The sequence below is a fragment of the Sinorhizobium terangae genome, from assembly GCF_009601505.1.
In the GTDB taxonomy this organism is placed as follows: Bacteria; Pseudomonadota; Alphaproteobacteria; order Rhizobiales; family Rhizobiaceae; genus Sinorhizobium; species Sinorhizobium terangae.
Map to the genome: position 1 here is coordinate 24,111 of NZ_WITC01000015.1, position 23,441 is coordinate 47,551.

At 61.9% G+C, this 23,441-nt stretch carries 19 protein-coding genes; 4 read left to right on the plus strand and 15 right to left on the minus strand.

The window, feature by feature from the left end; all coding sequences use genetic code 11:
- Window positions 1–62: 62 nt before the first annotated feature.
- Window positions 63–530, minus strand: coding sequence for a DUF5680 domain-containing protein (locus tag GHK62_RS01525; RefSeq protein ID WP_153436593.1), 468 nt, complete (start codon window positions 528–530; stop codon window positions 63–65).
- A 493-nt stretch (window positions 531–1,023) separates the two neighbouring features.
- On the opposite strand from GHK62_RS01525, the gene dnaE reads away from it, so the two are divergent.
- The gene (gene dnaE / locus GHK62_RS01530) at window positions 1,024–4,518 is read left to right on the plus strand and encodes a DNA polymerase III subunit alpha (protein ID WP_153436594.1); all 3,495 of its coding nucleotides are present in this window, start codon (window positions 1,024–1,026) and stop codon (window positions 4,516–4,518) included.
- A gap of 46 nt (window positions 4,519–4,564) precedes the next feature.
- On the opposite strand, the gene GHK62_RS01535 is transcribed toward dnaE, so the two are convergent.
- Window positions 4,565–5,791 (minus strand): L,D-transpeptidase family protein, encoded by a 1,227-nt coding sequence (locus tag GHK62_RS01535; RefSeq protein ID WP_153436643.1) that lies wholly within the window; start codon window positions 5,789–5,791, stop codon window positions 4,565–4,567.
- A gap of 160 nt (window positions 5,792–5,951) precedes the next feature.
- Window positions 5,952–7,244 (minus strand): DNA polymerase IV, encoded by a 1,293-nt coding sequence (locus GHK62_RS01540; protein WP_153436595.1) that lies wholly within the window; start codon window positions 7,242–7,244, stop codon window positions 5,952–5,954.
- Between the two features lie 75 nt (window positions 7,245–7,319).
- Between GHK62_RS01540 and GHK62_RS01545 the strand changes: the two genes are divergently transcribed.
- Window positions 7,320–7,907 (plus strand): GNAT family N-acetyltransferase, encoded by a 588-nt coding sequence (locus GHK62_RS01545; protein WP_153436596.1) that lies wholly within the window; start codon window positions 7,320–7,322, stop codon window positions 7,905–7,907.
- A gap of 89 nt (window positions 7,908–7,996) precedes the next feature.
- Here GHK62_RS01545 and GHK62_RS01550 read toward each other — a convergent pair whose 3' ends face one another.
- Both GHK62_RS01550 and GHK62_RS01555 read right to left on the minus strand, forming a co-directional pair.
- On the minus strand, window positions 7,997–8,653 hold the full coding sequence (locus GHK62_RS01550; protein ID WP_153436597.1) for a hypothetical protein: 657 nt from the start codon (window positions 8,651–8,653) through the stop codon (window positions 7,997–7,999).
- Window positions 8,654–8,655: 2 nt separating this feature from the next.
- Window positions 8,656–8,928 carry a DUF3572 domain-containing protein gene (locus tag GHK62_RS01555; RefSeq protein WP_153436598.1) on the minus strand — a complete coding sequence of 91 codons (273 nt, stop codon included), beginning with the start codon at window positions 8,926–8,928 and terminating at the stop codon, window positions 8,656–8,658.
- A gap of 234 nt (window positions 8,929–9,162) precedes the next feature.
- Here GHK62_RS01555 and GHK62_RS01560 point away from each other — a divergent pair, with 234 nt between their 5' ends.
- Complete coding sequence (locus GHK62_RS01560; protein WP_037382972.1) at window positions 9,163–9,534, plus strand: response regulator; 372 nt, start codon at window positions 9,163–9,165, stop codon at window positions 9,532–9,534.
- Window positions 9,535–9,551: 17 nt separating this feature from the next.
- The gene (locus tag GHK62_RS01565) at window positions 9,552–10,919 is read left to right on the plus strand and encodes a PleD family two-component system response regulator (protein ID WP_153436599.1); all 1,368 of its coding nucleotides are present in this window, start codon (window positions 9,552–9,554) and stop codon (window positions 10,917–10,919) included.
- A gap of 553 nt (window positions 10,920–11,472) precedes the next feature.
- Here GHK62_RS01565 and rpmG read toward each other — a convergent pair.
- The 10 genes from rpmG to GHK62_RS01615 all read right to left on the minus strand — a co-directional run bounded on the left by rpmG (window position 11,473) and on the right by GHK62_RS01615 (window position 23,440).
- The gene (gene rpmG / locus GHK62_RS01570; RefSeq protein ID WP_153436600.1) at window positions 11,473–11,640 is read right to left on the minus strand and encodes a 50S ribosomal protein L33; all 168 of its coding nucleotides are present in this window, start codon (window positions 11,638–11,640) and stop codon (window positions 11,473–11,475) included.
- Window positions 11,641–11,733: 93 nt separating this feature from the next.
- A complete protein-coding gene (locus GHK62_RS01575; protein WP_153436601.1) occupies window positions 11,734–12,918 on the minus strand; it encodes an MFS transporter in 1,185 nt (394 codons plus the stop codon).
- Between the two features lie 13 nt (window positions 12,919–12,931).
- On the minus strand, window positions 12,932–13,648 hold the full coding sequence (locus tag GHK62_RS01580; protein ID WP_153436602.1) for an NUDIX hydrolase: 717 nt from the start codon (window positions 13,646–13,648) through the stop codon (window positions 12,932–12,934).
- Window positions 13,645–14,100, minus strand: a complete 456-nt coding sequence (locus tag GHK62_RS01585; RefSeq protein WP_153436603.1) for a DUF983 domain-containing protein — start codon at window positions 14,098–14,100, stop codon at window positions 13,645–13,647. The genes GHK62_RS01580 and GHK62_RS01585 overlap by 4 nt, the downstream gene beginning before the upstream one ends.
- 41 nt (window positions 14,101–14,141) lie before the next feature.
- Window positions 14,142–16,511, minus strand: a complete 2,370-nt coding sequence (gene rnr / locus GHK62_RS01590; protein WP_153436604.1) for a ribonuclease R — start codon at window positions 16,509–16,511, stop codon at window positions 14,142–14,144.
- 2 nt (window positions 16,512–16,513) lie between these two features.
- Window positions 16,514–19,189, minus strand: a complete 2,676-nt coding sequence (topA, locus tag GHK62_RS01595) for a type I DNA topoisomerase (RefSeq protein WP_153436605.1) — start codon at window positions 19,187–19,189, stop codon at window positions 16,514–16,516.
- Window positions 19,190–19,417: 228 nt separating this feature from the next.
- Window positions 19,418–20,569 carry a DNA-processing protein DprA gene (gene dprA / locus GHK62_RS01600; RefSeq protein WP_153436606.1) on the minus strand — a complete coding sequence of 384 codons (1,152 nt, stop codon included), beginning with the start codon at window positions 20,567–20,569 and terminating at the stop codon, window positions 19,418–19,420.
- Window positions 20,569–21,180, minus strand: coding sequence for a glycerol-3-phosphate 1-O-acyltransferase PlsY (gene plsY / locus GHK62_RS01605; RefSeq protein ID WP_184108529.1), 612 nt, complete (start codon window positions 21,178–21,180; stop codon window positions 20,569–20,571). Before plsY ends, dprA begins: the two co-directional genes overlap by 1 nt.
- A 29-nt stretch (window positions 21,181–21,209) precedes the next feature.
- Window positions 21,210–22,502 (minus strand): dihydroorotase, encoded by a 1,293-nt coding sequence (locus tag GHK62_RS01610; RefSeq protein ID WP_153436607.1) that lies wholly within the window; start codon window positions 22,500–22,502, stop codon window positions 21,210–21,212.
- Complete coding sequence (locus tag GHK62_RS01615; protein WP_153436608.1) at window positions 22,499–23,440, minus strand: aspartate carbamoyltransferase catalytic subunit; 942 nt, start codon at window positions 23,438–23,440, stop codon at window positions 22,499–22,501. The genes GHK62_RS01610 and GHK62_RS01615 overlap by 4 nt, the downstream gene beginning before the upstream one ends.
- Between the last annotated feature and the right edge of the window lies 1 nt (window position 23,441).

Sequence of the window (23,441 nt, forward strand, 5' to 3'; positions counted from 1 at the left end):
GACTCATTGGAGTGACCAGGTTTATGATCGGGTCGCTTCGGCCCAGGATCATCGCGAGCTGGTCAAGGAACGATGAGCCCGCCGCGATAATCGAGCTCATAGGCCTCTTCGCCATCGACAAAGATGACCTCGCGTCCGGAAAAATGATCGGTCGCCCCGCGGCTGCTGTCGACGTAACAACCGTAGGCGTGCTGATATCGCGTGCCGCCGAGGAAATGGCGCCTGTCGCGGTACATGGTCTGCAGTGCAGTTTTGATGACGGCGCCGGCTCGTTCCGCGTCGATTAGGTCCGGACGGATGATTCGACCGAAATAATTCATCGCCCAGCGCGGGTTGCCTCCGTGCCAGACGGTTTCCTGGCCGGCAAAATCCGTTCCGCCGAAATAGCTGTCGAGATAGCTCCACGCACCGCGCTGGTGACCGATATCGCGTGAGCCGGGTCTGCAGGCAGGGAGCGCCGCGCCGCCGCCGACATAGGTTCTCGATTTCGCCTCGACGATGAAGTCGGTGAGTTCCTCGATGCTGAACATGAGCGTCCTCCCATTTTCGCCAGCGAGGATGCCGTAACATCGCCAGCTTGTAAAGAACAAAAAGGGAACAAACGGTGCCGACCTCCGAACTGCCTGCGGTTTGGTTTGGATCTTGGGAGTTGCAATCTGGTGCCCAGCCACACGCGTTAACCATGAACTTTGAATTACGGGATCTTTTATTCAGGCTTGCTTGACTTCGGAACAAAAAAAGAACAAAAGAAAAACAATAGCGGAAAGGAGCCATATTATGACTGATTTCGTTCGTGATCTCGCCGCCTTCGCCTCCATGAGCCTGTTCATCGCCAGCATTTCAGTGATTGCGCTCGGATTCTGATCCTTCTGCGCTGGTGCGGCTTCGCATGGCGTGGCCGCGTCGGACCTGCGCTGCCTCGGATGCAATGTTGAAAAAAGACGGTGGCTCCGGCCGTTGTGCTGGACATCAAGCACCGGAAACGGGATATCCTCTGCTCCGAACGGGAATCGGAGTGCAACGATGGCGAATGACGAAAGCCTTGGGCAGGGCGCCACTGTGAAGGATCCGCAGTTTGTACACTTGCGTGTGCATTCGGCCTTCTCGCTGCTCGAGGGCGCGCTGCCGCTGAAGAAGATCATCGGCAAGGCTGTGGCCGATGAACAGCCAGCCATTGGCATTGCCGACACCAACAATCTGTTTGCTGCGCTCGAATTCTCCCAAAAGGCGGCGGATGACGGCTTGCAGCCGATCATTGGCTGCCAGTTGTCGATCGACATGGAGGACGAGGCGGAAGCGGAGCGGCGCGGCCATCATCATCAGCTTGCAAAGCTGCCGTCGCTCGTGCTGATCGCCGCAACGGACGCTGGCTATGTCCGGCTCGTCGACCTCGTCAGTCGCGCCTATCTCGACGGCGAGGGCAGCCAGGCGGCGCGAATAACACGGTCATGGCTGGCCGAGGGCGGGACCGATGGACTGATCGCGCTGACGGGGGCGGCGAGCGGACCGATCGACATGGCATTGAAGGCGGGTTCGCCGGTTCTGGCCGAAAATCGGCTGAAAGCGTTGATCGAGCTCTTCGGCGACCGGCTCTACCTGGAACTGCAGCGGCATGGCAACTATGACCGGCGGCACGAGAGCCGCATGGTCGATCTCGCCTATCGCTTTGATGTGCCCCTGGTGGCGACCAACGAGGCGTTCTTTCCCGCGCCGGCCGACTATGATGCGCACGACGCTTTGATGGCAGTCGCGCACAACGCGATGGTTTCGGATGACAGCCGTTTCCGGCTGACGCCGGACCACTATCTGAAAAGCCGCAAGGAAATGGCGGCGCTCTTCGCCGATCTGCCGGAGGCATTGGAGAACACGATCGAAATCGCCCGGCGCTGCTCTTTCATGCTGAAGACGCGGGGGCCGATCCTGCCGCGCTTCACCGGCGCTTCGGATGACCCGGAGGAAGCCGAGCGTGCGGAGGCTGCAGAGCTTCGTCGGCAGGCGGAGGAGGGGCTGGAGCGTCGCCTGGCGAAGCTCGGCATGGCACCCGGCTACAAGGAAGAGGATTATCGCGAGCGGCTGGCCTTCGAACTCGGCGTCATCGAACGCATGAAGTTCCCGGGCTACTTCCTGATCGTTTCGGACTTCATCAAGTGGGCCAAGCAGCACGACATTCCCGTCGGCCCGGGCCGCGGCTCGGGTGCGGGATCGCTCGTTGCCTATGCGCTGACGATCACCGACGTCGATCCGATGCGGTTCTCGCTGCTGTTCGAGCGCTTCCTCAATCCCGAACGCGTGTCGATGCCCGACTTCGATATCGACTTCTGCCAGGACCGGCGTGAAGAGGTGATCCGCTACGTTCAGGGCAAATACGGCCGCGAGCAGGTGGCGCAGATCATCACCTTCGGATCGCTTCAGGCGCGTGCGGCGTTGCGCGATGTCGGCCGCGTGCTCGAAATGCCCTATGGTCAGGTCGACAAGATCTGCAAGCTGGTGCCGAATAACCCCGCCAATCCGACGCCGCTTTCGAAAGCGATCGAGGAGGAGCCGCGGCTCCAGGAGGAGGCGGAAAAGGAGCCGGTCGTGGCGCGCCTCCTCGATATCGCCCAGAAGATCGAGGGCCTCTACCGCCATGCTTCGACGCACGCCGCCGGCATCGTCATCGGTGATCGGCCGCTTTCGAAGCTGGTGCCGATGTACCGAGATCCGCGTTCGGACATGCCGGTCACCCAGTTCAACATGAAATGGGTGGAGCAGGCCGGCCTCGTCAAATTCGACTTCCTCGGCTTGAAAACGCTGACGGTGCTGAAGACCGCGGTCGATTTCGTCGCCAAGCGCGGCATTCATATCGATCTTGCGAGCATTCCGCTTGACGACGTGAAGACCTACGAGATGCTTTCCCGCGGCGAGACGGTCGGCGTGTTCCAGGTGGAAAGCGCCGGCATGCGCAAGGCGCTGATCGGCATGCGGCCGGACTGCATCGAGGACATCATCGCCCTCGTTGCGCTCTACCGTCCGGGCCCGATGGAGAACATTCCGGTCTACAACGCCCGCAAGCACGGCGAGGAAGAGATCGAGTCGATCCATCCGAAGATCGACTACCTGCTGAAGGAGACGCAGGGCGTTATCGTCTACCAGGAGCAGGTGATGCAGATCGCTCAGGTGCTCTCGGGCTATTCGCTCGGCGAGGCCGATCTGTTGCGCCGCGCCATGGGCAAGAAGATCAAGGAGGAGATGGACAAGCAGCGCGCCCGCTTCGTCGAAGGCGCCGTCAAGAACGGGGTGTCGAAACCGCAGGCCGACCTGATCTTCGACCTGCTTGCAAAGTTCGCCAACTACGGCTTCAACAAGTCGCATGCGGCCGCCTACGCGATCGTCTCGTACCAGACCGCCTATATGAAGGCGCATTATCCGGTTGAGTTCCTCGCCGCGTCGATGACGCTCGATATGTCCAATACGGAAAAGATCAACGATTTCCGTCAGGACGCCATGCGCCTCGGTATCGAAGTGATCGCGCCGTCGGTGCAGACCTCCTTCCGCCATTTCGAGACCGGCCACAACCGCATCTACTATTCGCTTGCCGCGATCAAGGGCGTCGGCGAGTCGGCCGTCGAGCACATCGTGGCTGTCCGCGGTGATCGCCCCTTCGCGAGCCTCGAGGACTTCTGCCTCCGGATCGACCCGAAGCTCCTGAACAGGCGCGTTTTCGAAAGCCTGATCGCTGCAGGCGCATTCGATTGCTTCGGCTACGACCGGGCCGAACTCATTGGCGGCCTTGATCGGGTCCTGGGCTTTGCCCAGCGCGCGCAGGAAAACAAGGTGAGCGGCCAGAGCGATATGTTCGGCGCCGGTGCCGCAACCGGTCCGGAGAGAATCGCGCTGCCGGCCTACACGCCTTGGCTCGCCTCCGAGAAGCTGCACCGGGAGTTCCAGGTGCTCGGCTTCTATCTTTCCGCCCATCCGCTCGATACCTACAACAAGCTGCTGGCGAAGATGCGCGTGCAGACTTTTGCCGATTTCGCTGCCGCCGTGAAGCAGGGGGCGACCGCCGGCCGCCTGGCCGGAACGGTGACGTCCAAGCAGGAGCGCAAGACGCGCACCGGCAACAAGATGGGGATCGTCGCCTTTTCGGACGCATCAGGCCAGTTCGAGGCCGTTCTCTTCTCGGAAATGCTGAACCAGTATCGCGATCTTCTCGAGCCGGGCAAATCGCTGGTCATGACGGTCGCCGCCGAGGAGCGTCCGGAAGGAATCGGCCTTCGCATTCAGACTCTGCGGTCTCTCGAAGAGGAGTCGCTGCAGATGCAGAAGGCGCTGAGGGTGTTTGTTCGCGACGCCGGTCCGCTGCGCTCCATCGCCTCCCATCTCAACACGAAGGGCGATGGTCTCGTCTCATTCGTGGTCATCAAGGAAAACGGCCAGCGTGAGATCGAGGTCGAGCTCAACGGGAAATACCGGATTTCGCCGGAGATCGCCGCGGCGCTTCGCTCGGCCCCCGGTGTCGTCGACGTCGAGCTCGTCTAGGGAAAATAAGTGTAACGGCCTTCTGTACGGATCTGCTCCGGGTCTGTCAGCGCGCGGAAGTGCGCGTGATGGTGATAAAATCCGTTCCCTCGCCGGTCTCCTGTCCGCTCTCCGCGTCGGAGATTGACAAGGACGATCCGTTGACGAGGAGGCCTGCGATCCGCGCCCGCACGTCAGCGGCGACGGTGATCCGCTCCAGCGTTGCTTGAAGGGCATCGGATGCCGAAGGATCGGCATCGAGGGAAATGCCGAGGCGTTTTTTCATCGACACAGGCAAGTGATTTTCCAGGGAAACACCAAACCACTTGCCGGCGCCGCTTGCCGCATCGTGATCCTGGAACTGCAGGAAATGCGTTCCCAGCGCAGCTTCGGGTTGCTCGATATCAACGTCGGCCGAGAAGAGCGGCTGGAACCGTTGACGCACGAGCAGTATGCCGTTTGACGGCTTTTCGCGGCCGGCCTTGCGGAACACTTTGTCGATCAGTTCCGGGGTTATGTTGCCGTCAGGTGGAAGGCCTTCGGCAGACTGGAAGGCACGCACGGCATCATACGTGGCGGGACCGGTCCAGCCATCCGGAATGCCGGCATCGAAGCCGAGGCTGCTTAGCAGCACCTGCAGCTCGTGGATGGTGTCGCGGGTGCTGCGCCGCGTGATCAAGATGCGGATCGGTGCCTGCGGTTGGCTGGAAGCGGCCGGCACTGAGGCCGTCTTGATCATGGCCACTTCGAGGGGATCGTTCTCCTTTTGGCTGAGTGCGGGACGCAGCGGAACATCCGAAAGTGGAGCCGGCTTTTCTTCAAGCGCTTGGTTCGGCTGGAAAAGCGTGGCGCTCGAAACCTCGGTCGGAATCACCTGTCGATCAGAAATCAGCACGTGCATTCCGTGCCTGGTCATCTTGAACAGTTTTGCCGCAAATTTGCTGGGCAACCGCACGCAACCGTGCGAGGCCGGATATTTTGGTACGTGGTCCGAGCCGTGGAGGGCAATTCCGGACCAGGTCAGCCGCTGCATGAACGGCATCGGCGCGTTCGAATAGATGTTGGACTTGTGGTGGCGGCGCTTTTCGAGGATCGAGAAGATGCCCGTCGGCGTCGAATGGCCGCCTTTCCCGGTCGACACCTTCGAGGTGGCTATGACGGCATTGCCGTCATAGACGGCGATCGATTGCTGCTTCGTCGAGACGATCACCTGCAGCGGTTGATCGCTGGCGGCAAACGCGGACGACGCAGAGACCAGCAGGAGGGCGAATCCGCCTCCGAGAGTGAAACGCAAAACCATACTCTCATTCCAACGCAAGAACCGTCGAATGAGCGTATCCGCCAATATTTAAGGAATTCGATCCGTGCGAGCAGGCCTACGGCGCCGCGCCTCTTTCGGGCGCATAAGGGTCGCTATAGCATCTTGAAGTGCTGTACCTCTTTACGCGACCGGGCTACTGATCGCGACGCCGGGGGCCGAAGGTATAGCCCGTCTCGACGGTCGTCTTGCCGAATTTGTCGCGCAGCTTGTTGATGGCATCCTCGGCAGCCGCGCGCCGCGTCGCTGCCGGATCCACGAGGTCCGGCGGATCGGCAAGACCGGGATCGGACAGGTCGCTGACGCCGATGCCGATCAGCCTGTATCGCGTACCGTCGACCTCCTTTTCCAGAAGTTGGAGGCCGGTGCGGAAGATACGATCCGCCAGACGTGTCGGGCTGTCGAGCCGCCTGTTGCGTGTGCGAAGTTTGAAGTCGGCGGTCTTGAGCTTGAGGACGACGGTTTGTCCGGCGAGCTCCGCCTTGCGTAGGCGCAGCGCCACCTGTTCGCTGAGCCGCCTGAGGTGCGGGACCAGTTCCTCCGGGCGCGACAGATCGTCGTTGAACGTGGTTTCCGACGACACGCTCTTGGCCTCTCCGTCCGTTTCCACGATCCGCTCGTCCTGGCCGCGCGAGAGGCGGTAGAGCCTTTGGCCCATCGTGCCGTAGCGGCGCATCAGGTCAGCTTCCTCCATCATCTGCAATTGGCCGATGGTGCGGATGCCGTCCCTTTCGAGCGTCGCGGCAAAGGCCTTGCCGACACCCCAGATCAGTGTGACCGGACGCTCCTTGAGGAAGTCCACCGCCTCGGCCTGACCGATGACAGAGAAGCCACGTGGCTTCTGCAGGTCGGACGCAACCTTGGCGAGGAACTTGCAGTAGGACAGGCCGACGGAGACGGTGATGCCGATTTCCTGCTCCACGCGCTTCGCGAACCGGGCAAGTGTCCGGGCCGAGGGATCGTGATGGAGACGTTCGGTGCCACTGAGATCGAGGAAGGCTTCGTCGATCGACAGCGGCTGTACAAGCGGTGTCAGCTCCAGCATCAGCGACCGTACTTCGCGTCCGACGCGCGAATATTTCTCCATGTCCGGCTTGATCACAACCGCCTGCGGACAGGCTTCCAGCGCCTTGAACATCGGCATGGCGGAGCGAACACCGTGAATGCGGGCGATGTAGCAGGCGGTCGAAACGACGCCGCGTTTGCCGCCGCCAATGATCACCGGCTTGTCAGCAAGCTCCGGATCGTCGCGCTTCTCGATCGACGCGTAGAAGGCATCGCAGTCGATATGCGCGAGCGTCAGCTTGTAGAGTTCGGAGTGGCGAAGAAGCCGCGGGCTGCCGCAAGACAGACACCGTCGTGGTTCGGTGGCCTGCTCCCTGAGGCAGTCTCGGCAGAAGCCAGGAATCGATGCGGCGCTGTCGGGCATATCCGGAACAAATGTTGAACGCGGCGACTTTACGCTCTACGCTACTGAGTCTCAAGGCGGAGATCGGAGGCCGTTTTGGATATCGTCCTTGAATTCGAGCCGGTCACGGCGGAGCGTTGGCACGACTTCGAACAGCTCTTCGGCCGGCAAGGCGCCTTTTGCGGCTGCTGGTGCGTTGCCCTGCGGCTGCCAAACGCCATCCGCACGCGTATGTCGTCGGATGAGCGCAAGGGCTTCATCAAAGATCGGATCGCAGCCGGACCGCCACCCGGCATACTCGGATATTGTGAGGGCGCGCCGGTGGCCTGGGTGCAGGTCGGCCCGCGTCATGACGTCCCCCAATTCAATTCGCCGCGCACGGTCTCGCGACCGCTTCATGATTTCGAGGCCGAGGACCGAACGGTTTGGGCGCTGAGTTGCCTGTTCCTTCTGCCGCGCCTGCGTGGCAACGGATTGAGCCATCGCCTGCTTGCTGCGGCGATCGACCATGCACGGGCCGGGCGTGCCCGTTTTCTCGACGCATGCCCGATCGACCACGCCAAGCAGTCGAAATCGCCAACGCTGTGCATCGGCTCCACGGCAATCTTCGACCTTGCCGGTTTCGAGACGGTTGCGCGGCGCAAGGACGGCAGACCGCTGATGCGACTGGATTTGAGCCGATGAGCACAACTGCTGGGATTCGGCGGGTATTGGAATCGGACGTCGTCTCCGACGCAGTGACAACGCGCCGAAGGAGCCGCTTGAAATGCGACTCATCTCCGTGGCGCCCAACGTCCGAAGTGCGCGCGGATCAGTGGCGCGGCCTCCGTCCAATCCGCAGCCGCATGAATGCCGGCATCGGGTACCGGGGCAAGAGCGCGAAATTCGGTGTTGGCCATCAGGTTTATGAGAAGGCACGCAGGTGCGTGATCCCTTACCGAATGGAGATTGCGCAGGATGTCGTCGATGAAGACCATGGGGAGTTCCCGGCCTCCGTGCAGTTGCTCGACAAGCGGGCCCTTGGGTTCCTCGGAGGCGAGCAGCGGATAGGGGAGGCCGAGGGCGTCGAGCAGCGCACGTCGCTTGGCCGCATGCCGTGGTGGCATCGCAGTGAGAAACACGATGTCCGCCTCGGCGGAGAGTTCCGCAAGTGCATTGACCACCAGCGCGGCCGGTGTCTGCCACTGCTCCTGCGCATCGTAGAAGGCGTCGAGCAAAGCCTTCACGGCGGCCTCGCTCGCTGCTTCGCCGTTTTGCAGATCGACGATGTTGCCGCTCAGGCGGAAGGAGCGGGGCAACAGCCTATGCTGACGGCTTTCGAGGAAGAGCTTGAACGGCGTCAGGAATTCCAGGACAACTTCATCGACGTCGCTGACGATCAGGGGTCTGTGCCCCAGACGAATGACGTCGTCGGGTCGGCCGGCGGCCATGCTCAACTATCCTCGAAATCCGATGCACCGGAGAGAAGGTGGTGCGCGCGGACCACTTCTTCCGGTCGCGTTTGCGTCGCCTCGCAAAAGGCCATCAGCGTCGGCTCGTGGTCCATCAGGAAGGCGACCAAGCCGCCCATGAAACCCGGCTCGCCGATTGCCGCGCGCAGTGAACCGGGGTCGGTGCCGGTCAGGCCGAGGAAGCGGGACAGAAGTTCCGGTTCGTCGGCGAGCCAGGCGAGGATGGCGATTGCCGTTTCGTCAGCGCTCTTCATGGTGTCGAACCTCTCGTCATCTTTCGCCCGGAATTACCCATTTTTCAACCAAATAGCGCTAGCCTCGCGGCTGAGGAAATGGGCCGAGTCGTTGATTGTGCAACTTATATGTCCAGAGCGGGATGAGGAAAAGTGCTTGCGGTTTTCCGCTCGCATCCCGCTCTCGCTTATTGGAATCGATCACATCGAGATCTCGTGGACTTGCAAGGCGGCTGCGGACAGTAAGGTATCGACATGCCCAAACAGGTGATGATTGTTGAGGACAACGAGCTGAATATGAAGCTCTTCCGCGACCTGATTGAGGCTTCTGGCTATCAGACGATCCAGACGCGCAACGGCATGGAGGCGCTCGAGCTTGCGCGCAAACACCGGCCCGACCTGATCCTGATGGATATCCAGTTGCCCGAGGTTTCCGGCCTGGAGGTCACCAAGTGGCTCAAGGAAGACGATGAGCTGCATGTCATTCCGGTCATTGCCGTAACCGCATTCGCCATGAAGGGCGATGAGGAGCGCATTCGCCAGGGCGGTTGCGAAGCCTATGTCTCCAAACCGATTTCGGTTCCGAAATTCATCGAAACAATCAAGACCTATCTGGGCGATGCCTGAGCGGCGGGAAACTTGAGATGACAGCACGTATCCTCGTCGTCGATGACGTACCAGCCAACGTGAAGCTCCTCGAGGCGCGGCTGCTGGCTGAATATTTCGACGTCTTGACGGCCGGGGACGGGCAATCTGCGTTGGCGATCTGCGAAAAGACGCCCGTGGACCTGGTGCTGCTCGATATCATGATGCCAGGCATGGATGGTTTCGAGGTCTGCGAGAGGCTGAAGGCGAACAGCCGGACCGCGCATATTCCAGTGGTGATGGTGACGGCGCTCGATCAACCGTCCGATCGGGTACGTGGATTGAAGGCCGGTGCCGACGACTTCCTCACCAAACCGGTCAACGACCTGCAACTGATGTCGCGCGTCAAGAGCCTGGTGCGGTTGAAGAACGTCAGCGACGAATTGCGCCTTCGCGCGCAAACGGCGCACACGATCGGTCTGCAGGACCTTGCCCGCCCGGATCGCCCGGATGAGCCGGGTAACATTCTGCTGGTCGACGCGCGCGCCTCATCCCAGGAGCGGCTCCTGCGCGCCCTGAAACCGATCGCCGACGTGTCGATCATATCGGATCCTCAGGCTGCCTTGTTCGAGGCGGCCGAAAGCAACTTCGACCTGGTCATCGTCAACGCGAACTTTGACGATTACGATCCGCTGCGTTTGTGCTCGCAACTGCGTTCGCTGGAGCGCACGCGCTTCATACCGATCCTGCTGGTCACGGAGCAGGGACGCGACGAGATGGTCGTTCGGGCGCTCGAACTTGGCGTGACGGACTATGTCATGCGCCCCGTCGATCCCAATGAGCTGGTGGCTCGCACGCTGACGCAGATCCGCCGCAAGCACTGCAATGACCGGCTGCGGGCGAGCGTCCAGCAGACTATCGAACTGGCGATCACCGATGATCTCACGGGCCTGCACAATCGGCGTTACCTGGACAATCATCTGAAGCTGCTGATGGACCGCGCCGCTGCCCGCGGACGACCGCTCTCCATCTGCATCACCGATATCGACCGCTTCAAGCACATCAATGATACCTACGGCCATGATGCGGGCGACGAAGTGTTGCGCGAGTTTGCCAACCGCGTACGCGCGACGGTCCGGGGTGCGGATCTCGCGTGCCGGTTTGGTGGCGAGGAATTCGTGATCGTCATGCCCGACACTACCCCGGAAATGGCTGCAATCGTCGCCGAACGCCTTCGTCTGATGGTTGAGAGTCGAGCCTTCGCTATTCCCCAGGCTGATACGGTTCATCCCGTCACGGCCTCGCTAGGCATCTCCAGCCTAAGGGCGGACGGCGATACGCCGGAGGCGTTGTTGAAGCGCGCCGACATGGCGCTCTATCAAGCCAAAAACAACGGGCGCAACAGGGTTGTAGCGGCGGCCGCCTAACCTTGAGGGCGGCAAGTAATGCGGTCAATCGGCCGCGATTAGAATGCTCTTTTCAGGCTCTTGTTAAGTTTCTTTAAAGTTGTATTCTCCGCTGCGTCGCGGGTGCTGGGGCAAAGCATTTCCATAAGCGGCAGATTCGGCATTGTCCGAATATGAGACAGAATTAACCAAACGCCGAGCAACCTGGCTCCGGCGATTAAGAATTCGTTGATTTTTTTTTATTTTCAGGCAATGCTGATACGTATGGAAGCGTGACTTCCATCACCAATCGGTTACCCCATGATGCTCAGGTCCGCCGCATCTCCTGGGTCGTGGGGTCGGTCGGCTGGTTCTCGACGCTCGCGGATTCCTCGTGCCGCAGTCGGAAGCCAGCCGACCCCCTTTCAAAACGCCGCTTCGCAAGAGGCGGCGTTTTTCGTTCCAGTTCAGCTAGATAGTTCCATTCGGCGACGCGAGCGGCGCGCAGTTGAGATGCTCGTCGAAGGCGACCAGACAAAAGAAAAAGCGCCGGTCCTTGCGGCCCGGCGCCTTAAGACTGAATGGAACGCTGATCTTACTTGATCTTCGTTTCCTTGAACTCGACGTGCTTCTTTGCGATCGGGTCGTATTTGGTCTTCGTCATCTTTTCCGTCATCGTACGGCTGTTCTTGGTCGTGACGTAGAAGAAACCCGTGTCGGCTGTCGACAGCAGCTTGATCTTGATGGTGGTAGCTTTCGCCATGGTCGTCCTGCCTTTATAAAAATGAAAGCCGTGGACAACCGGTTGCGGGCCACGGGCAAGGTTGGCGCGAAACTACAAATCGCGACCGAAAAGTCAAGGCCGTTTTGGCTTCAAAACGATCCGGACCACTGAAAGCGCAACATAAAGCCCGAAGAAAGCCGCGATCGCCCAGGCAAAACCGTCGTTGCCGGTAACGTCCATTGCGGCGCCGATCACCTGCGGGCCGGCAACAGTGCCGACGGCGTAGGAGAAAACAAAGGCGGCATTGGCCGCTGCAAGATCGGCGCCCTGGAGGCGGGAACCCAGATGGCTGAGGCCGACCGTGTAGAGGCCGGAAACGCAACCGCCCCAGAACAACAGCACGAGCGCCATCAGAGCCCAGCTTTCGACCAGCATCGGGAGACAGAGGGCGCCAATGAGGCCGATCAGCGTCATCGCTGAGAGAAGTGTGCGGCGATCTCTCACCTGGTCGGACAGCATGCCCAGCGGAATCTGAAAGATGAAGTTCCCGACTCCCATGACGGTCAGCAGCAGCGCAGCTTGCGATTCGGTAAAGCCGGCCCGCGTGCCGAAAATCGGGAACAGCGAGAGACCGCCCGATTCGACGGCGCCGAAAATGAACACTGCGGCGGTTGCCGTGGGAACGAGGAACACATAGCGCATGAAATGGAGCTCGGGCTTCTCGTCGAGGACCGGGCTTTCATTGCGCGCCAGAAAGATCGGTATCGACGCAAGCAAGATCACGCCGGCGCCAACGGCGAAGGGCAATATACCTTCGCTGCCAAGGATCGAGAAGAGCAGGGGACCGCTGGCAAAACCGAGCGAAAGGACGGTGCCGTAGATACCGAGCACGAAACCGCGCCTGTTGGGAGGTGCCGTTGCGTTGATCCAGAATTCGGAGAGGATGAAAAGCACGGTAATCGCGCCGTGAAAGACGACGCGCAACGGAAACCACAGCCAGAAATTCGTGATGTAGTAAAACCCGAGCGCGCTCACAGCCGCAAAAAGTATCGCCAGGAGCATTGTCTGGGCGACGCCGTGCCGGTGCGCGAATTTCGTCGTGAACGGTGCTGCCGCCATGGAAGCGAAGCCGGCCATCGCCGAGTTGAACCCGATCAGTGTCGAGGGGATTCCGCGCTTCTCCATGATGATGCTGAGCAGCGGCAACCCCAGGCCGATGGCAATGCCGACCGCCGTGATTGCAGCAACGGCCGCAATCAGCGAAAGCCAGTGAATTTCGTCAACCGGTGCAGGCGTACCGGACGGCGGCTTTGACATTCGATAAGAACCCTTAGAGGAGCGTGCGGACAAAGCGCCCACGGCGCATGAAGTAAAACGGCACTGACCTTTCACGAGGAAGGGAGGGATCCGATTCGAGGCTGCTCCTCAGGTCCGCAAGGATCGTGGCGGTGATCTCCGGTATCCGGAGAGGTGGAAGGTCGTTCACATCGATCCACTGCAAATCCTGAAGCTCCCGGCTTTCCAGAATCAGCGAGGCGTCGATATCGGCCTCATCCGCGAAAACCGCGAAGAAACGTGTGTCGAACCGCCTCGAGTGTCCCGGAGGAGTAATGGCCCGAGCCATATAGCGCAAGTCTGCAAGATCGGGAAGGAAGGGAAGTGCGGCACTCGGTTCGACGATTGGCTTGCCGACGCGGACGCCGGCCTCCTCGTAAAGCTCCCTCACGGCGGCCAGAGCGAGCGCCCGCGCCCGGGCTTCGGTCAGCGGTCGCCCTTCGACCGACTTCAGCGATTGCAGAACGGCCGGATCGAGATCGCCCGCAAAGGCCAGCCGATAGTCGGAGGGATCGCGCCGGCCGCCGGGGAAGACATAGACGTCGGGCATGAAGGCATGGGCGCTGTGGCGTTTTCCCATGAGCACACGAACGCGCGCCTCTGACCGGTCGAGGACCATGATCGAAGCTGCGTCCCGCGGCCTTACGGGCCGTCCTCTCGGGGGGCCGGATTGCGGCGAAGCTGCGCTGCCACTACGGCGCTCCAATGTCATGCCGAGGCGTCTCGCGGCGGAAGGATGTCTTCCGGGGTATCTTCCTTGCCGCCGAAACCATGCATCCTGAGACCCCACTGCAGTCCAATGACGGCACCCTTGACCGGCTGCAGCAGCGCAACGGAACTCGCAAGCGTGACTGGCGCCCAAATCGCCAGATGCTGCCAGGTCGAAAGCGGGAACACGAGGTCGGTCATCATGTAGCCGGCGAGCACGGCATGGCCGACGATCGTCACGACGATATAGGGCGGGAAGTCGTCGGCGCGATGGTGATCCATGCGCTCGCCGCACGCAGCACAGGCATCGACGGACTTGATGAAGGCCCGGAAAAGGCGCGCTTCGCCACAGGCAGGGCACCGGCCGAGGAAACCGCGCTTGATCGAGCGCGTGACGGCACGCTCTCCGTCCTCCGCTCCCCCAAGCTGGAGCTTTTCGATGGCCGCTGTCTTCATATCGATATCCTTCATGTCCGACACCGCATTCCTGTCGGTTGCTATCTCCTGCCTCGCGGTGGCCGCGTTCCAGGTCGCTTGCGCGCACCCGTCCGATCGCGGCGGCCGGCCTTGTGGAAGGAGCGTGTTGCGGTTGGCATCTTTCGCCCTTCGCTCAGCATCTCGAAGCGGAGCGCACCGGCGAGCGGCACGGCCTCCTCCAGTTTGACGCGTACGGGATCTCCGAGACGGTAGCCAAGACCGGATTTTTCGCCCGACAGGGCCTGATGGGCCTCGTCATAGATGTAATAGTCGCGTCCGAGCGTAGATATAGGGACAAAGCCGTCGGCGCCATAGGCAGGCAGGGTGACAAAAAGTCCCGCCTTGGTGACGCCTGAGACGCGACCGTCGAACTCCTCGCCGATGCGCCCGTTCAGGTGATGCGCGATCAACCGGTCGATCGTATCGCGCTCGGCCGCCATCGCGCGCCGCTCGAAGGTGGAAATCTCGGCGGCGATATCGTCGAGCGCACCTTCCTCCTGCGGCGTCGTCCCGCCCGCGCCGAGGCCGAGCGCGGTGACCAGGGCGCGATGGACGACCAGATCGGCATAGCGTCGGATAGGGGAGGTGAAGTGGGCATACTTCATCAGGTTCAAGCCGAAATGCCCGATATTTTCAGGGCTGTAGATCGCCTGGCTTTGCGAGCGCAGCACCATTTCGTTGACCATCGTCTCGTAAGGTTTGCCCTCTGCCTTGGAGAGAACTCCGTTGAAGTGGTTCGAACGCATGTTGCCGCCCTTGACGAGCGAGATGTCGAGCGTCGCGAGGAATTCGCGAAGCGTCTCCTGTTTTGCAAGCGACGGCTGATCGTGAACGCGATAGATGAGCGCCTGCCGCTTCTGTTCCAGCGTCTCTGCCGCGGCGACATTCGCCTGGATCATCATTTCCTCGATCAGCTTATGCGCGTCGAGGCGTTCCGGCACGAAGACGCGGTCCACGGTGCCGTCGGGCTTCAGGATGATCTTGCGCTCCGGCATGTTGAGCTCGAGCGGCTGACGCCGATCGCGTCCGCGCGTGAGTATGCGGTACGCCTCCCAGAGCGGCTTGAGGATCGTTTCCAGGATTGCGCCGGTCTTGTCGTCCGGCGCCCCGTCGATCGCGGCCTGGGCCTGGTTGTAGGAAAGCTTGGCGGCGCTGCGCATCATGATGCGGTGGAACGTGTGTCCGGCCTTGCGACCCTCTTTCGAAAAGCGCATCCGGACAGCAAGCGCAGGACGGTCGACACCTTCCTTCAAGGAGCAGAGATCGTTGGAAATGCGCTCGGGCAGCATCGGCACGACACGGTCGGGGAAATAGACGGAGTTTCCGCGCTTCAACGCTTCAAGGTCGAGAGCGGACTTCGGCTGCACATACCAGGAGACGTCAGCAATCGCGACGGTGACGATCACGCCGCCCGGATTGTCGGGCGAGGGGTCCGGCTCCGCGTAGACGGCGTCGTCATGGTCCTTGGCATCGGCCGGATCGATGGTGATGAGCGGCAGCGAGCGCCAGTCCTCGCGGTGTTCCATCGTCGCCGGACGTGCTGCCTCGGCCTCGTTCAGCACCCGCTCGGAAAAGACGTAGGGAATTCCATGCGCATGAATGGCGATCATCGAGATCGCCTTCTCCGACGCAACGGAGCCGATGACGTTCTGCACCTGGGCGCGCGGCAGGCCATACCGCCCTAGGCGGGCAAGATGCACCTCCACAAGATCGCCGTCCTGAGCGTTACCGGTGAATTCCGGATCGACCAGGATTTCTTCGCCGCGCTTGTCGATCGGCATCAGCCGCCCGCCGCCGCCGGGAGTGGGGCGAAAGACGCCGAGCACGGCATCCTTGCGCTTGTCGAGGACCTTGATGATGCGCGCGGTATAGGCGGGGCCGCCGCGGTCCTTCGAGGGAAATATCTTCGCCAGTACCCGGTCGCCGAGACCGCCGACGGGCGCCTTGCCTTTTGCCTTGCCGACAGCGGATTGCTTGATAAGGACGGCGGGCGCGACGCCGTCGTCATCCAGCCATTCCGCCGGCCGGCCGATCAATTCGCCATCGATGTCGCGTATCGTGATATCGAGAACGGTGACGGGCGGCAGACCGCCCGGGCGCACGAGCGATTTGCGCTTCTTCTCGACCAGCCCATCCTCTTCCAGTGAGCGGAGCAGGGCCTTCAGTTCGACGCGTGCCTCTCCCTTCAGGCCGAAAGCCTTGGCGATTTCCCGCTTCGAGGCCTGCTGCGGGTTCTCTGCGATGAAGCGCATCAGCACATCGCGCGGCGGAACCGCGCCATGAATGATCGTCTCCCTTTCGGCGGCAGGTGCCGCCTTGGCCGCGCGGCCCTTCTTCTTGTTTGCGCCCTTTGCGGGCCGTTCCGTCGGGTCGCGCGGGATTCTGGTCAACGTCAGTCCTTCTTGGCCTTCGCGGCCGTTTTCGGTTTCGCCTTGGCGGCGGTCTTCGGCTTGGCAGTCTTTACCGCGCCATTCGAGGCAGTCTTGGCGGTCTTTGTCGTCGTTGACTTGGCTTTGGTCGCCTTGCCCTTCGTCGTGCCGCCCTTGGCGGCTCGTTCGGCAATGAGCGCCAGCGCTTCTTCGACGGTCACGGTTTGCGGATCCTTGCCCTTCGGCAACGTGGCATTGACCTTGCCCCAGTTTACATAGGGACCGAACCGCCCGTCGCGCACCGTGATCGGGCCGCCGTCCGGGTGTTCTCCGAGTTCCTTGAGCGCGGCCGCGGCAGTACGTCCGCGGGAGCCGTTGGCGCCCTTCGACTGCTTGTCCGCGAGCACCGAAACCGCGCGGTTGAGCCCGATCGCGAAGACATCCTCGATCGAATCCAGATTGGCGTAGGTGCCGTTGTGCAGCACGAAGGGTCCGTAGCGCCCGAGACCGGTGGAGATCATCTTGCCGGTTTCCGGATGCGCGCCGATGTCGCGCGGCAGCGACAGCAGTGCAATCGCCTTTTCATGGTCGATCGATGCCGGCGTCCAGCCTTTCGGCAAGCTGGAGCGCTTTGCGTCCTTGCCTTCGCCGCGCTGGACATAGGGACCAAACCGCCCGCTGCGCAGCGTGATTTCCTCGCCGGTATGCGGATCCTTGCCGAGGCTCATCGGCTCGCTCGATACCGACGCTTCCGCATCGCCATTGCTTTCGGAGGAAAGCTGGCGCGTGTAGTTGCACTCCGGGTAGTTGGAGCAGCCGACAAACGCACCGTATTTCCCGAGCTTCAGCGAGAGTTTTCCGGTCCCGCAGACCTGGCAAATGCGCGGATCGCTGCCGTCCTCACGTTTCGGGAAAACGAGCGGCGCCAGCTCCTCGTTGAGGGCATCGAGGACGTTGGTGACGCGCAGTTCCTTGGTATCTTCGATCTGGGAGAAGAAATCCCTCCAGAACTCGCGCAGGACGTCCTTCCAGTTGAGGTCGCCGGCGGAAATCTGATCGAGCTTCTCCTCCAGAGACGCGGTGAAGTCATACTCCACATAGCGCGTGAAGAAGCTCTCCAGGAAGGCGGTTACAAGGCGGCCCTTGGCCTGGGGTACCAGCTTGCGCTTGTCGGTGGTCACATAGTCCCGGTCGAGGAGCGTCGTGACTGTTGCGGCATAGGTCGAAGGACGGCCGATGCCGAGTTCTTCCATCTTCTTGATCAGCGTCGCTTCCGAATAGCGCGGCGGCGGTTCGGTGAAGTGCTGGGTGGCGTTGATCTTCTGCTTGGCGAGGTTCTCCCGCGCGTTGATCTCCGGCAGCCGACCGTCCTCGTCGCCGTCGTCGGCCTGCTCACCGTCTTCTTTCATGTCGGTATAGGCCGCGATGAAGCCGTCGAAACGGATCACGGAGCCGGTGGCCCTGAGGCCCGCCTTCTTGCCGGCGTTGTCGGCGATGATCTCGGCGGTCGTCCGTTCGATTTCGGCCGAAGCCATCTGGCTCGCGATGCCGCGCTTCCAGATGAGATCGTAAAGCTTGAGCATATCGCCGTCGAGGAAGCGGCGCACCTGGTCGGGCACACGGTTGAAATCCGTCGGTCGGATGGCCTCGTGCGCTTCCTGGGCGTTTTTCGCCTTGGTGGAGTAGAAGCGCGGCTTTTCCGGCCGGTAGCGTTCACCGAACTGGCTGGTGATTGCCCGGCGCGCAGCGTCGATCGCCTCGGGCGCCATCTGCACGCCGTCTGTACGCATATAGGTGATGAGACCAACGGTCTCGCCGCCGATATCGACACCCTCGTAGAGCTTCTGGGCAACCTGCATAGTACGCGAGGCGGAGAACCCGAGCTTGGAAGAGGCAGCCTGTTGCAGCGTCGAGGTGGTGAAGGGCGGTGCCGGATTGCGCTTGACCGGCTTTGCCTCGACGCTTTCGACCACATAGCTCGCGCCATCGAGCAGGGTCTTCAGCCGATTGGCCTCTTCGCCATTGCCGATCGCTTTCGACTGCAGCCGCTTGCCGTCGGCCGAGACGAGGCGCGCTTCGAACTCGTCGCCGCGCGGCGTCTTCAGGAGCGCAGAGATATTCCAGTATTCCTCGGTGACAAAACGTTCGATTTCCGCTTCGCGATCGCAGACGAGGCGCAGCGCCACGGACTGCACACGGCCGGCCGAACGCGCGCCCGGCAACTTGCGCCAAAGGACCGGGGAAAGGTTGAACCCGACGAGATAGTCAAGCGCCCGTCTGGCGAGATAGGCGTCGACCAGCGAGATATCGATATCGCGCGGCTCGGCCATTGCATCGAGCACGGCCTTTTTCGTGATCGCGTTGAAGACAACGCGCCTGACCGGCTTGTCGCCGATGACCTTCTTCTTCTTGAGAAGGTCCAGCACATGCCAGGAGATTGCCTCGCCCTCGCGATCCGGGTCGGTTGCGAGAATCAGGCCGTCCGACGATTTCACGGCGTCGGCGATATCCTTCATACGTTTCGCTGAAGCGCCGTCAACCTCCCAGGACATCTCGAAGTCTTCGTCCGGGCGCACCGACCCATCCTTGGCCGGCAAGTCCCGCACGTGGCCGAACGAAGCAAGCACCTTGTAGCCGGGACCCAGGTACTTGTTGATCGTCTTGGCCTTGGAAGGCGATTCCACCACTACAACATTCATCGTCATTCTCTGAGACAATCTCTTTTGGCAGTGCGCAAATGCGGCGCGCCGGATATTGACGCCACGAAATGGACAGGGATTCGGGCGCGGTCAAGGGGTTTCATTGAAAATAGCAATATCGCCACAGACCGCAACCAAACGGCAAATTGCGAGTTTTCTCAACCGAGGGTCGTTCTTTCCGCGAGTCTGCGTGGGCTTCGATGGCGCGGAGCAGCCCGTGGCGGCACGTCATTCCTTGGGGACGAGAGACACCAGGCTCGCCCCATGCCGGCAGAGCTGGCCCGCGAGATCCAGTTCAAGAAGCACGAGGTGAACCTGCGAGGGCGAGAGCGCGGTGTGGCGGATGATATCGTCGATTTCGACCGGCGTCGGCCCGAGCGCTTCGATGATGCGGTTGCGTTCGCTGTCGTCCGGTGCCGCAGGTGCTGCTCGCGTGTTCTCGATCGTCGGCTCCTTTACGTCCAGCCGCGTCAGGAGGTCGTCTCGCGTGAGGGGCGCCAGCGCCTCCAGGACGTCGGCGGAGGATGTCGTAATGGTCGCGCCCTGTTTCAAGAGATCATTCGTGCCATGGCAGCGCGGATCGAGCGGTGATCCGGGAACCGCGAAGACCAGCCTGCCGAAGTCGGCGGCATAACGGGCGGTGATCAGCGAACCGGACCGATTGGCCGCCTCGACGACGGCGACTCCCAGACTGACGCCGGCGATGAGCCGGTTTCGCCGCGGAAAATCGCGGGCGCGGGGTTCCCAGCCGAAGGGCATTTCGCTGATCGCCAGTCCTTCGCCGGAAGTGATCTCCTGCAGCAGCTCGATGTTCTCAGGCGGATAGGGCTGGTCGAGGCCGCCGGCAAGTGCCGCGATCGTGCCGGTCCGGAGGCTTGCGCGATGGGCGGCAGTATCGATTCCACGGGCGAGCCCCGAGGTGATGACATAGCCTGCCGCTCCAGCATCGCGCGCGATCATGGCGGCGAACTTCGCTCCGCTCACTGACGCATTGCGTGAACCGACGATACCAAGGGAAGGGCGCGTCGCCGCCCGGACATTGCCCTTCACGGCAATGAGCGGCGGAGCGCCGTCGATCTCTCTCAATGCCGGGGGATAATCCGGCTCGCCGATCCCGACGAAGACGGCGCCGAACCGGTGCGCCGCCTCGAGCTCCCGTTCCGCATCCGCGATGGTCGCAATGCGAAATGTGCGATCCGAGCCGCCGCGCCGGGAAAGGTCGGGCAGCGCTTCAAGCGCCGCTTCTGCCGTGCCGAAGTGATTGATCAGGTCCCGGAAGGTAGCGGGACCGACATTGTCGCTGCGAATCAGCCGCAGCCAGGCGATTTTCTGCCGTTCCGTCAGCGCGATTCCTGTGCGTTGGGCGCTGACGTTCAACATTATCCCTTTTCCCCGATCCGGCTTTCCGTGCCGCTAAGCAGTCGCTGGATGTTGGCACGATGCTTGATCCAGGTGATGACGGTCATGATAGCGAACAGCAGTGCCACTTTTCCATACCCGGTCGCATAAAGCGCAACGGGCACGAGGGCTGTCGCTGTGAGGGCGCTCAGCGACGAGTAACGCGTGATCTTGGCCATGGCGAGCCAGATTGCACCGAAGACGAGCACCATTACCGGTGCAAGGCCCAGCAACACGCCGATATAGGTTGCAACACCCTTGCCGCCCTTGAACGAGAGCCAGACCGGATAGAGATGTCCGAGGAAAGCGGCGAGGCCCGCGGCAAGGCCAGCCTCGATGCCCCACCGAGAGGCGATGGCGGCAGCGGCTGTGCCCTTGAGCGCATCGAGGAGGAGGGTCGCCGCGGCAAGCTTCTTGTTGCCGGTTCGAAGTACGTTCGTGGCGCCGATGTTGCCCGAGCCTATCTTGCGGACGTCACCGAGGCCTGCCATGCGCGTAAGAATGAGGCCGAAGGGGATCGACCCCAGAAGATAGCCGAAGACGAGACATGCGAACGTCGCGGGCAGCCCGAGCTGCCAGGATAATAACTCCACCGGTTCCTCCCCCGCCTATCAGCTCCGGTCTACGCTGAATGCACCAGCTTGCCCGCAACATAAGTTTGGACGACGCGTCCGGTAAAGCGGGCATTTTCAAAAGGCGTATTCTTCGAGCGTGAAACCAGCGCTTTCTCATAGAGGACCCAGGGTTCATCGAGGTCGAGAACGGTGACGTCGGCTTTCGCGCCCGGCTTCAGCGTGCCAGCTTCGAGGCCGAAGATCGCCGCCGGGCGCGTGGACATCGCATCGATCAGCCGCATCAGCGGCACCTGGCCGCTGTGGTAGAGGCGAAGCGCGGCCGCTGCCAGCGTTTCGAGACCGATCGCGCCATCGGCGGCGTCGGAGAAGGGCAGGCGCTTGGTGTCGACGTCCTGCGGATCATGCGACGATACGATGATGTCGATCGTGCCGTTTGCAAGTGCCTCGGTCATCGCAACGCGATCATCTTCGCCGCGCAGCGGAGGCGACAATTTAAAGAAGGTCCGATATTCGCCGATATCGTTTTCGTTCAGCGTCAGGTGATTGATCGAGATGCCGCAGGTGACGTTGGTGCCGCGCTCCCGCGCGACGCGCACGGCGTCTGCCGACTCGGGCACGGAAATCTCGGCGGCGTGGTAGGCGGCCTTGGTCAGGCCGGCGATGCGAAGGTCGCGTTCGAGCGGAATGATCTCCGCTTCGCGCGGCACGCCCGGAAGGCCGAGCCAGCTTGCGAGCAAGCCCTCGTTCATGACGCCGTTGGCGCCGAGATATTTGTCGCGGGCCTCAAGCGCGACGACAGCACCGAATTCGCGCGCGTAGGTCATGGCGCGGCGCAGCACCAGCGCGTCGTGAACCGGCTGCCGGCCGTTGGTGAAGCAGACGGCGCCCGCGTCGCGAAGGAGCCCGATTTCGGTCATCTCTTCCCCGAGCAGCCCCTTGGTGAGGGCTGCAGCCGGATGGATGTTGACAAGCGCCTTGTCGCGCGCGGTCTTCTGCACGAACTCGACGAGGGCGATTTCGTCGATAACCGGATCTGTGTCCGGCATGGCGATGAACGAGGTAACGCCGCCTGTCGCCGCCGCACGGGAAGCCGACTCGATCGTCTCGCGATGCTCGCTTCCGGGTTCGCCAACGAAGACACGCGCATCGACGAGGCCGGGGACCGCCGTAAGGCCGGCGCAGTCCTTGACGAAGGCGCCGTCCGGCGCGCCCTGGTTCTGGGCGTCGCTGCCGGCTGCAAGAATGCGGCCGTCGCTGCCGACGATGATCGTGCCCGTTTCGTCGAGGGCCCGCGACGGATCGACGATGCGCAGGTTTTTCAGAACGAGTGGTCTGGTCATAGGCGCGGCCCCTGGTTCTGCGAGAGGAGAAGCGTTTCCATCACGGCCATGCGCACGGCAACGCCCATCTCGACCTGCTGTTCGATGACACTTTGCGGGCCGTCGGCGATTTCGGAAGCGATCTCGACGCCGCGGTTCATCGGCCCCGGGTGCATCACCAGCGCATCGTCCTTGGCCGCTTTCAGCTTTTCGGCGTCGAGGCCGTAATAGTGGAAATATTCGCGCACCGACGGCACGAAAGAGCCGGCCATGCGCTCGCGCTGCAGCCGCAGCATCATGACGACGTCCGCGCCTTTCAGTCCTTCCGCCATGGAGTGGTAGACCTCGACGCCCATTTGCGCGATGCCGGAGGGGAGCAGTGTCGCCGGGGCGACGACGCGTACGCGCGCTCCCATCTCGTTCAGCAGCAGAATGTTGGATCGGGCGACGCGCGAATGCAGGACGTCGCCGCAGATCGCGACGATGATCCGCGAGAGCTTGCCCTTGGCACGGCGGATCGTCAGCGCGTCGAGGAGCGCCTGGGTCGGGTGCTCGTGCTGACCGTCGCCGGCATTCACGACCGAGCAGGAAACTTTCTGGGCAAGCAGCGCCGCAGCACCCGCCGAGGAGTGGCGCACGACCAGCACGTCCGGATGCATCGCATTCAGCGTCATCGCCGTATCGATCAGCGTCTCGCCCTTCTTCACCGAGGAATTGCCGACGGACATGTTCATCACATCGGCGCCAAGCCGCTTGCCCGCCAGTTCGAACGAGGACTGCGTCCGGGTCGAGGCTTCGAAGAAAAGATTGATCTGCGTCAGCCCGCGCAGCGAGGAGGTTTTCTTCTCCCGCTGCCGGGAGATCTTGACGGCTTCGTCGGCGCGATCGAGCAGGAGCGTGATGTCCTGTTCCGTGAGGCCCTTGATGCCGAGCAGGTGGCGATGCGGGAAAGTGATCATG

Excerpts from the sequence above, each read along its gene's own strand:
- GHK62_RS01525 (WP_153436593.1), bottom strand. The coding sequence starts at position 530 with ATGTTCAGCATCGAGGAACTCACCGACTTCATCGTCGAGGCGAAATCG.
- dnaE (WP_153436594.1), top strand. The coding sequence starts at position 1,024 with ATGGCGAATGACGAAAGCCTTGGGCAGGGCGCCACTGTGAAGGATCCG.
- GHK62_RS01540 (WP_153436595.1), bottom strand. The coding sequence starts at position 7,244 with ATGCCCGACAGCGCCGCATCGATTCCTGGCTTCTGCCGAGACTGCCTC.
- GHK62_RS01550 (WP_153436597.1), bottom strand. The coding sequence starts at position 8,653 with ATGGCCGCCGGCCGACCCGACGACGTCATTCGTCTGGGGCACAGACCC.
- GHK62_RS01555 (WP_153436598.1), bottom strand. The coding sequence starts at position 8,928 with ATGAAGAGCGCTGACGAAACGGCAATCGCCATCCTCGCCTGGCTCGCC.
- GHK62_RS01560 (WP_037382972.1), top strand. The coding sequence starts at position 9,163 with ATGCCCAAACAGGTGATGATTGTTGAGGACAACGAGCTGAATATGAAG.
- GHK62_RS01565 (WP_153436599.1), top strand. The coding sequence starts at position 9,552 with ATGACAGCACGTATCCTCGTCGTCGATGACGTACCAGCCAACGTGAAG.
- rpmG (WP_153436600.1), bottom strand. The coding sequence starts at position 11,640 with ATGGCGAAAGCTACCACCATCAAGATCAAGCTGCTGTCGACAGCCGAC.
- GHK62_RS01575 (WP_153436601.1), bottom strand. The coding sequence starts at position 12,918 with ATGTCAAAGCCGCCGTCCGGTACGCCTGCACCGGTTGACGAAATTCAC.
- GHK62_RS01580 (WP_153436602.1), bottom strand. The coding sequence starts at position 13,648 with ATGACATTGGAGCGCCGTAGTGGCAGCGCAGCTTCGCCGCAATCCGGC.
- GHK62_RS01585 (WP_153436603.1), bottom strand. The coding sequence starts at position 14,100 with ATGAAGACAGCGGCCATCGAAAAGCTCCAGCTTGGGGGAGCGGAGGAC.
- topA (WP_153436605.1), bottom strand. The coding sequence starts at position 19,189 with ATGAATGTTGTAGTGGTGGAATCGCCTTCCAAGGCCAAGACGATCAAC.
- dprA (WP_153436606.1), bottom strand. The coding sequence starts at position 20,569 with ATGTTGAACGTCAGCGCCCAACGCACAGGAATCGCGCTGACGGAACGG.
- GHK62_RS01610 (WP_153436607.1), bottom strand. The coding sequence starts at position 22,502 with ATGACCAGACCACTCGTTCTGAAAAACCTGCGCATCGTCGATCCGTCG.
- GHK62_RS01615 (WP_153436608.1), bottom strand. The coding sequence starts at position 23,440 with ATGATCACTTTCCCGCATCGCCACCTGCTCGGCATCAAGGGCCTCACG.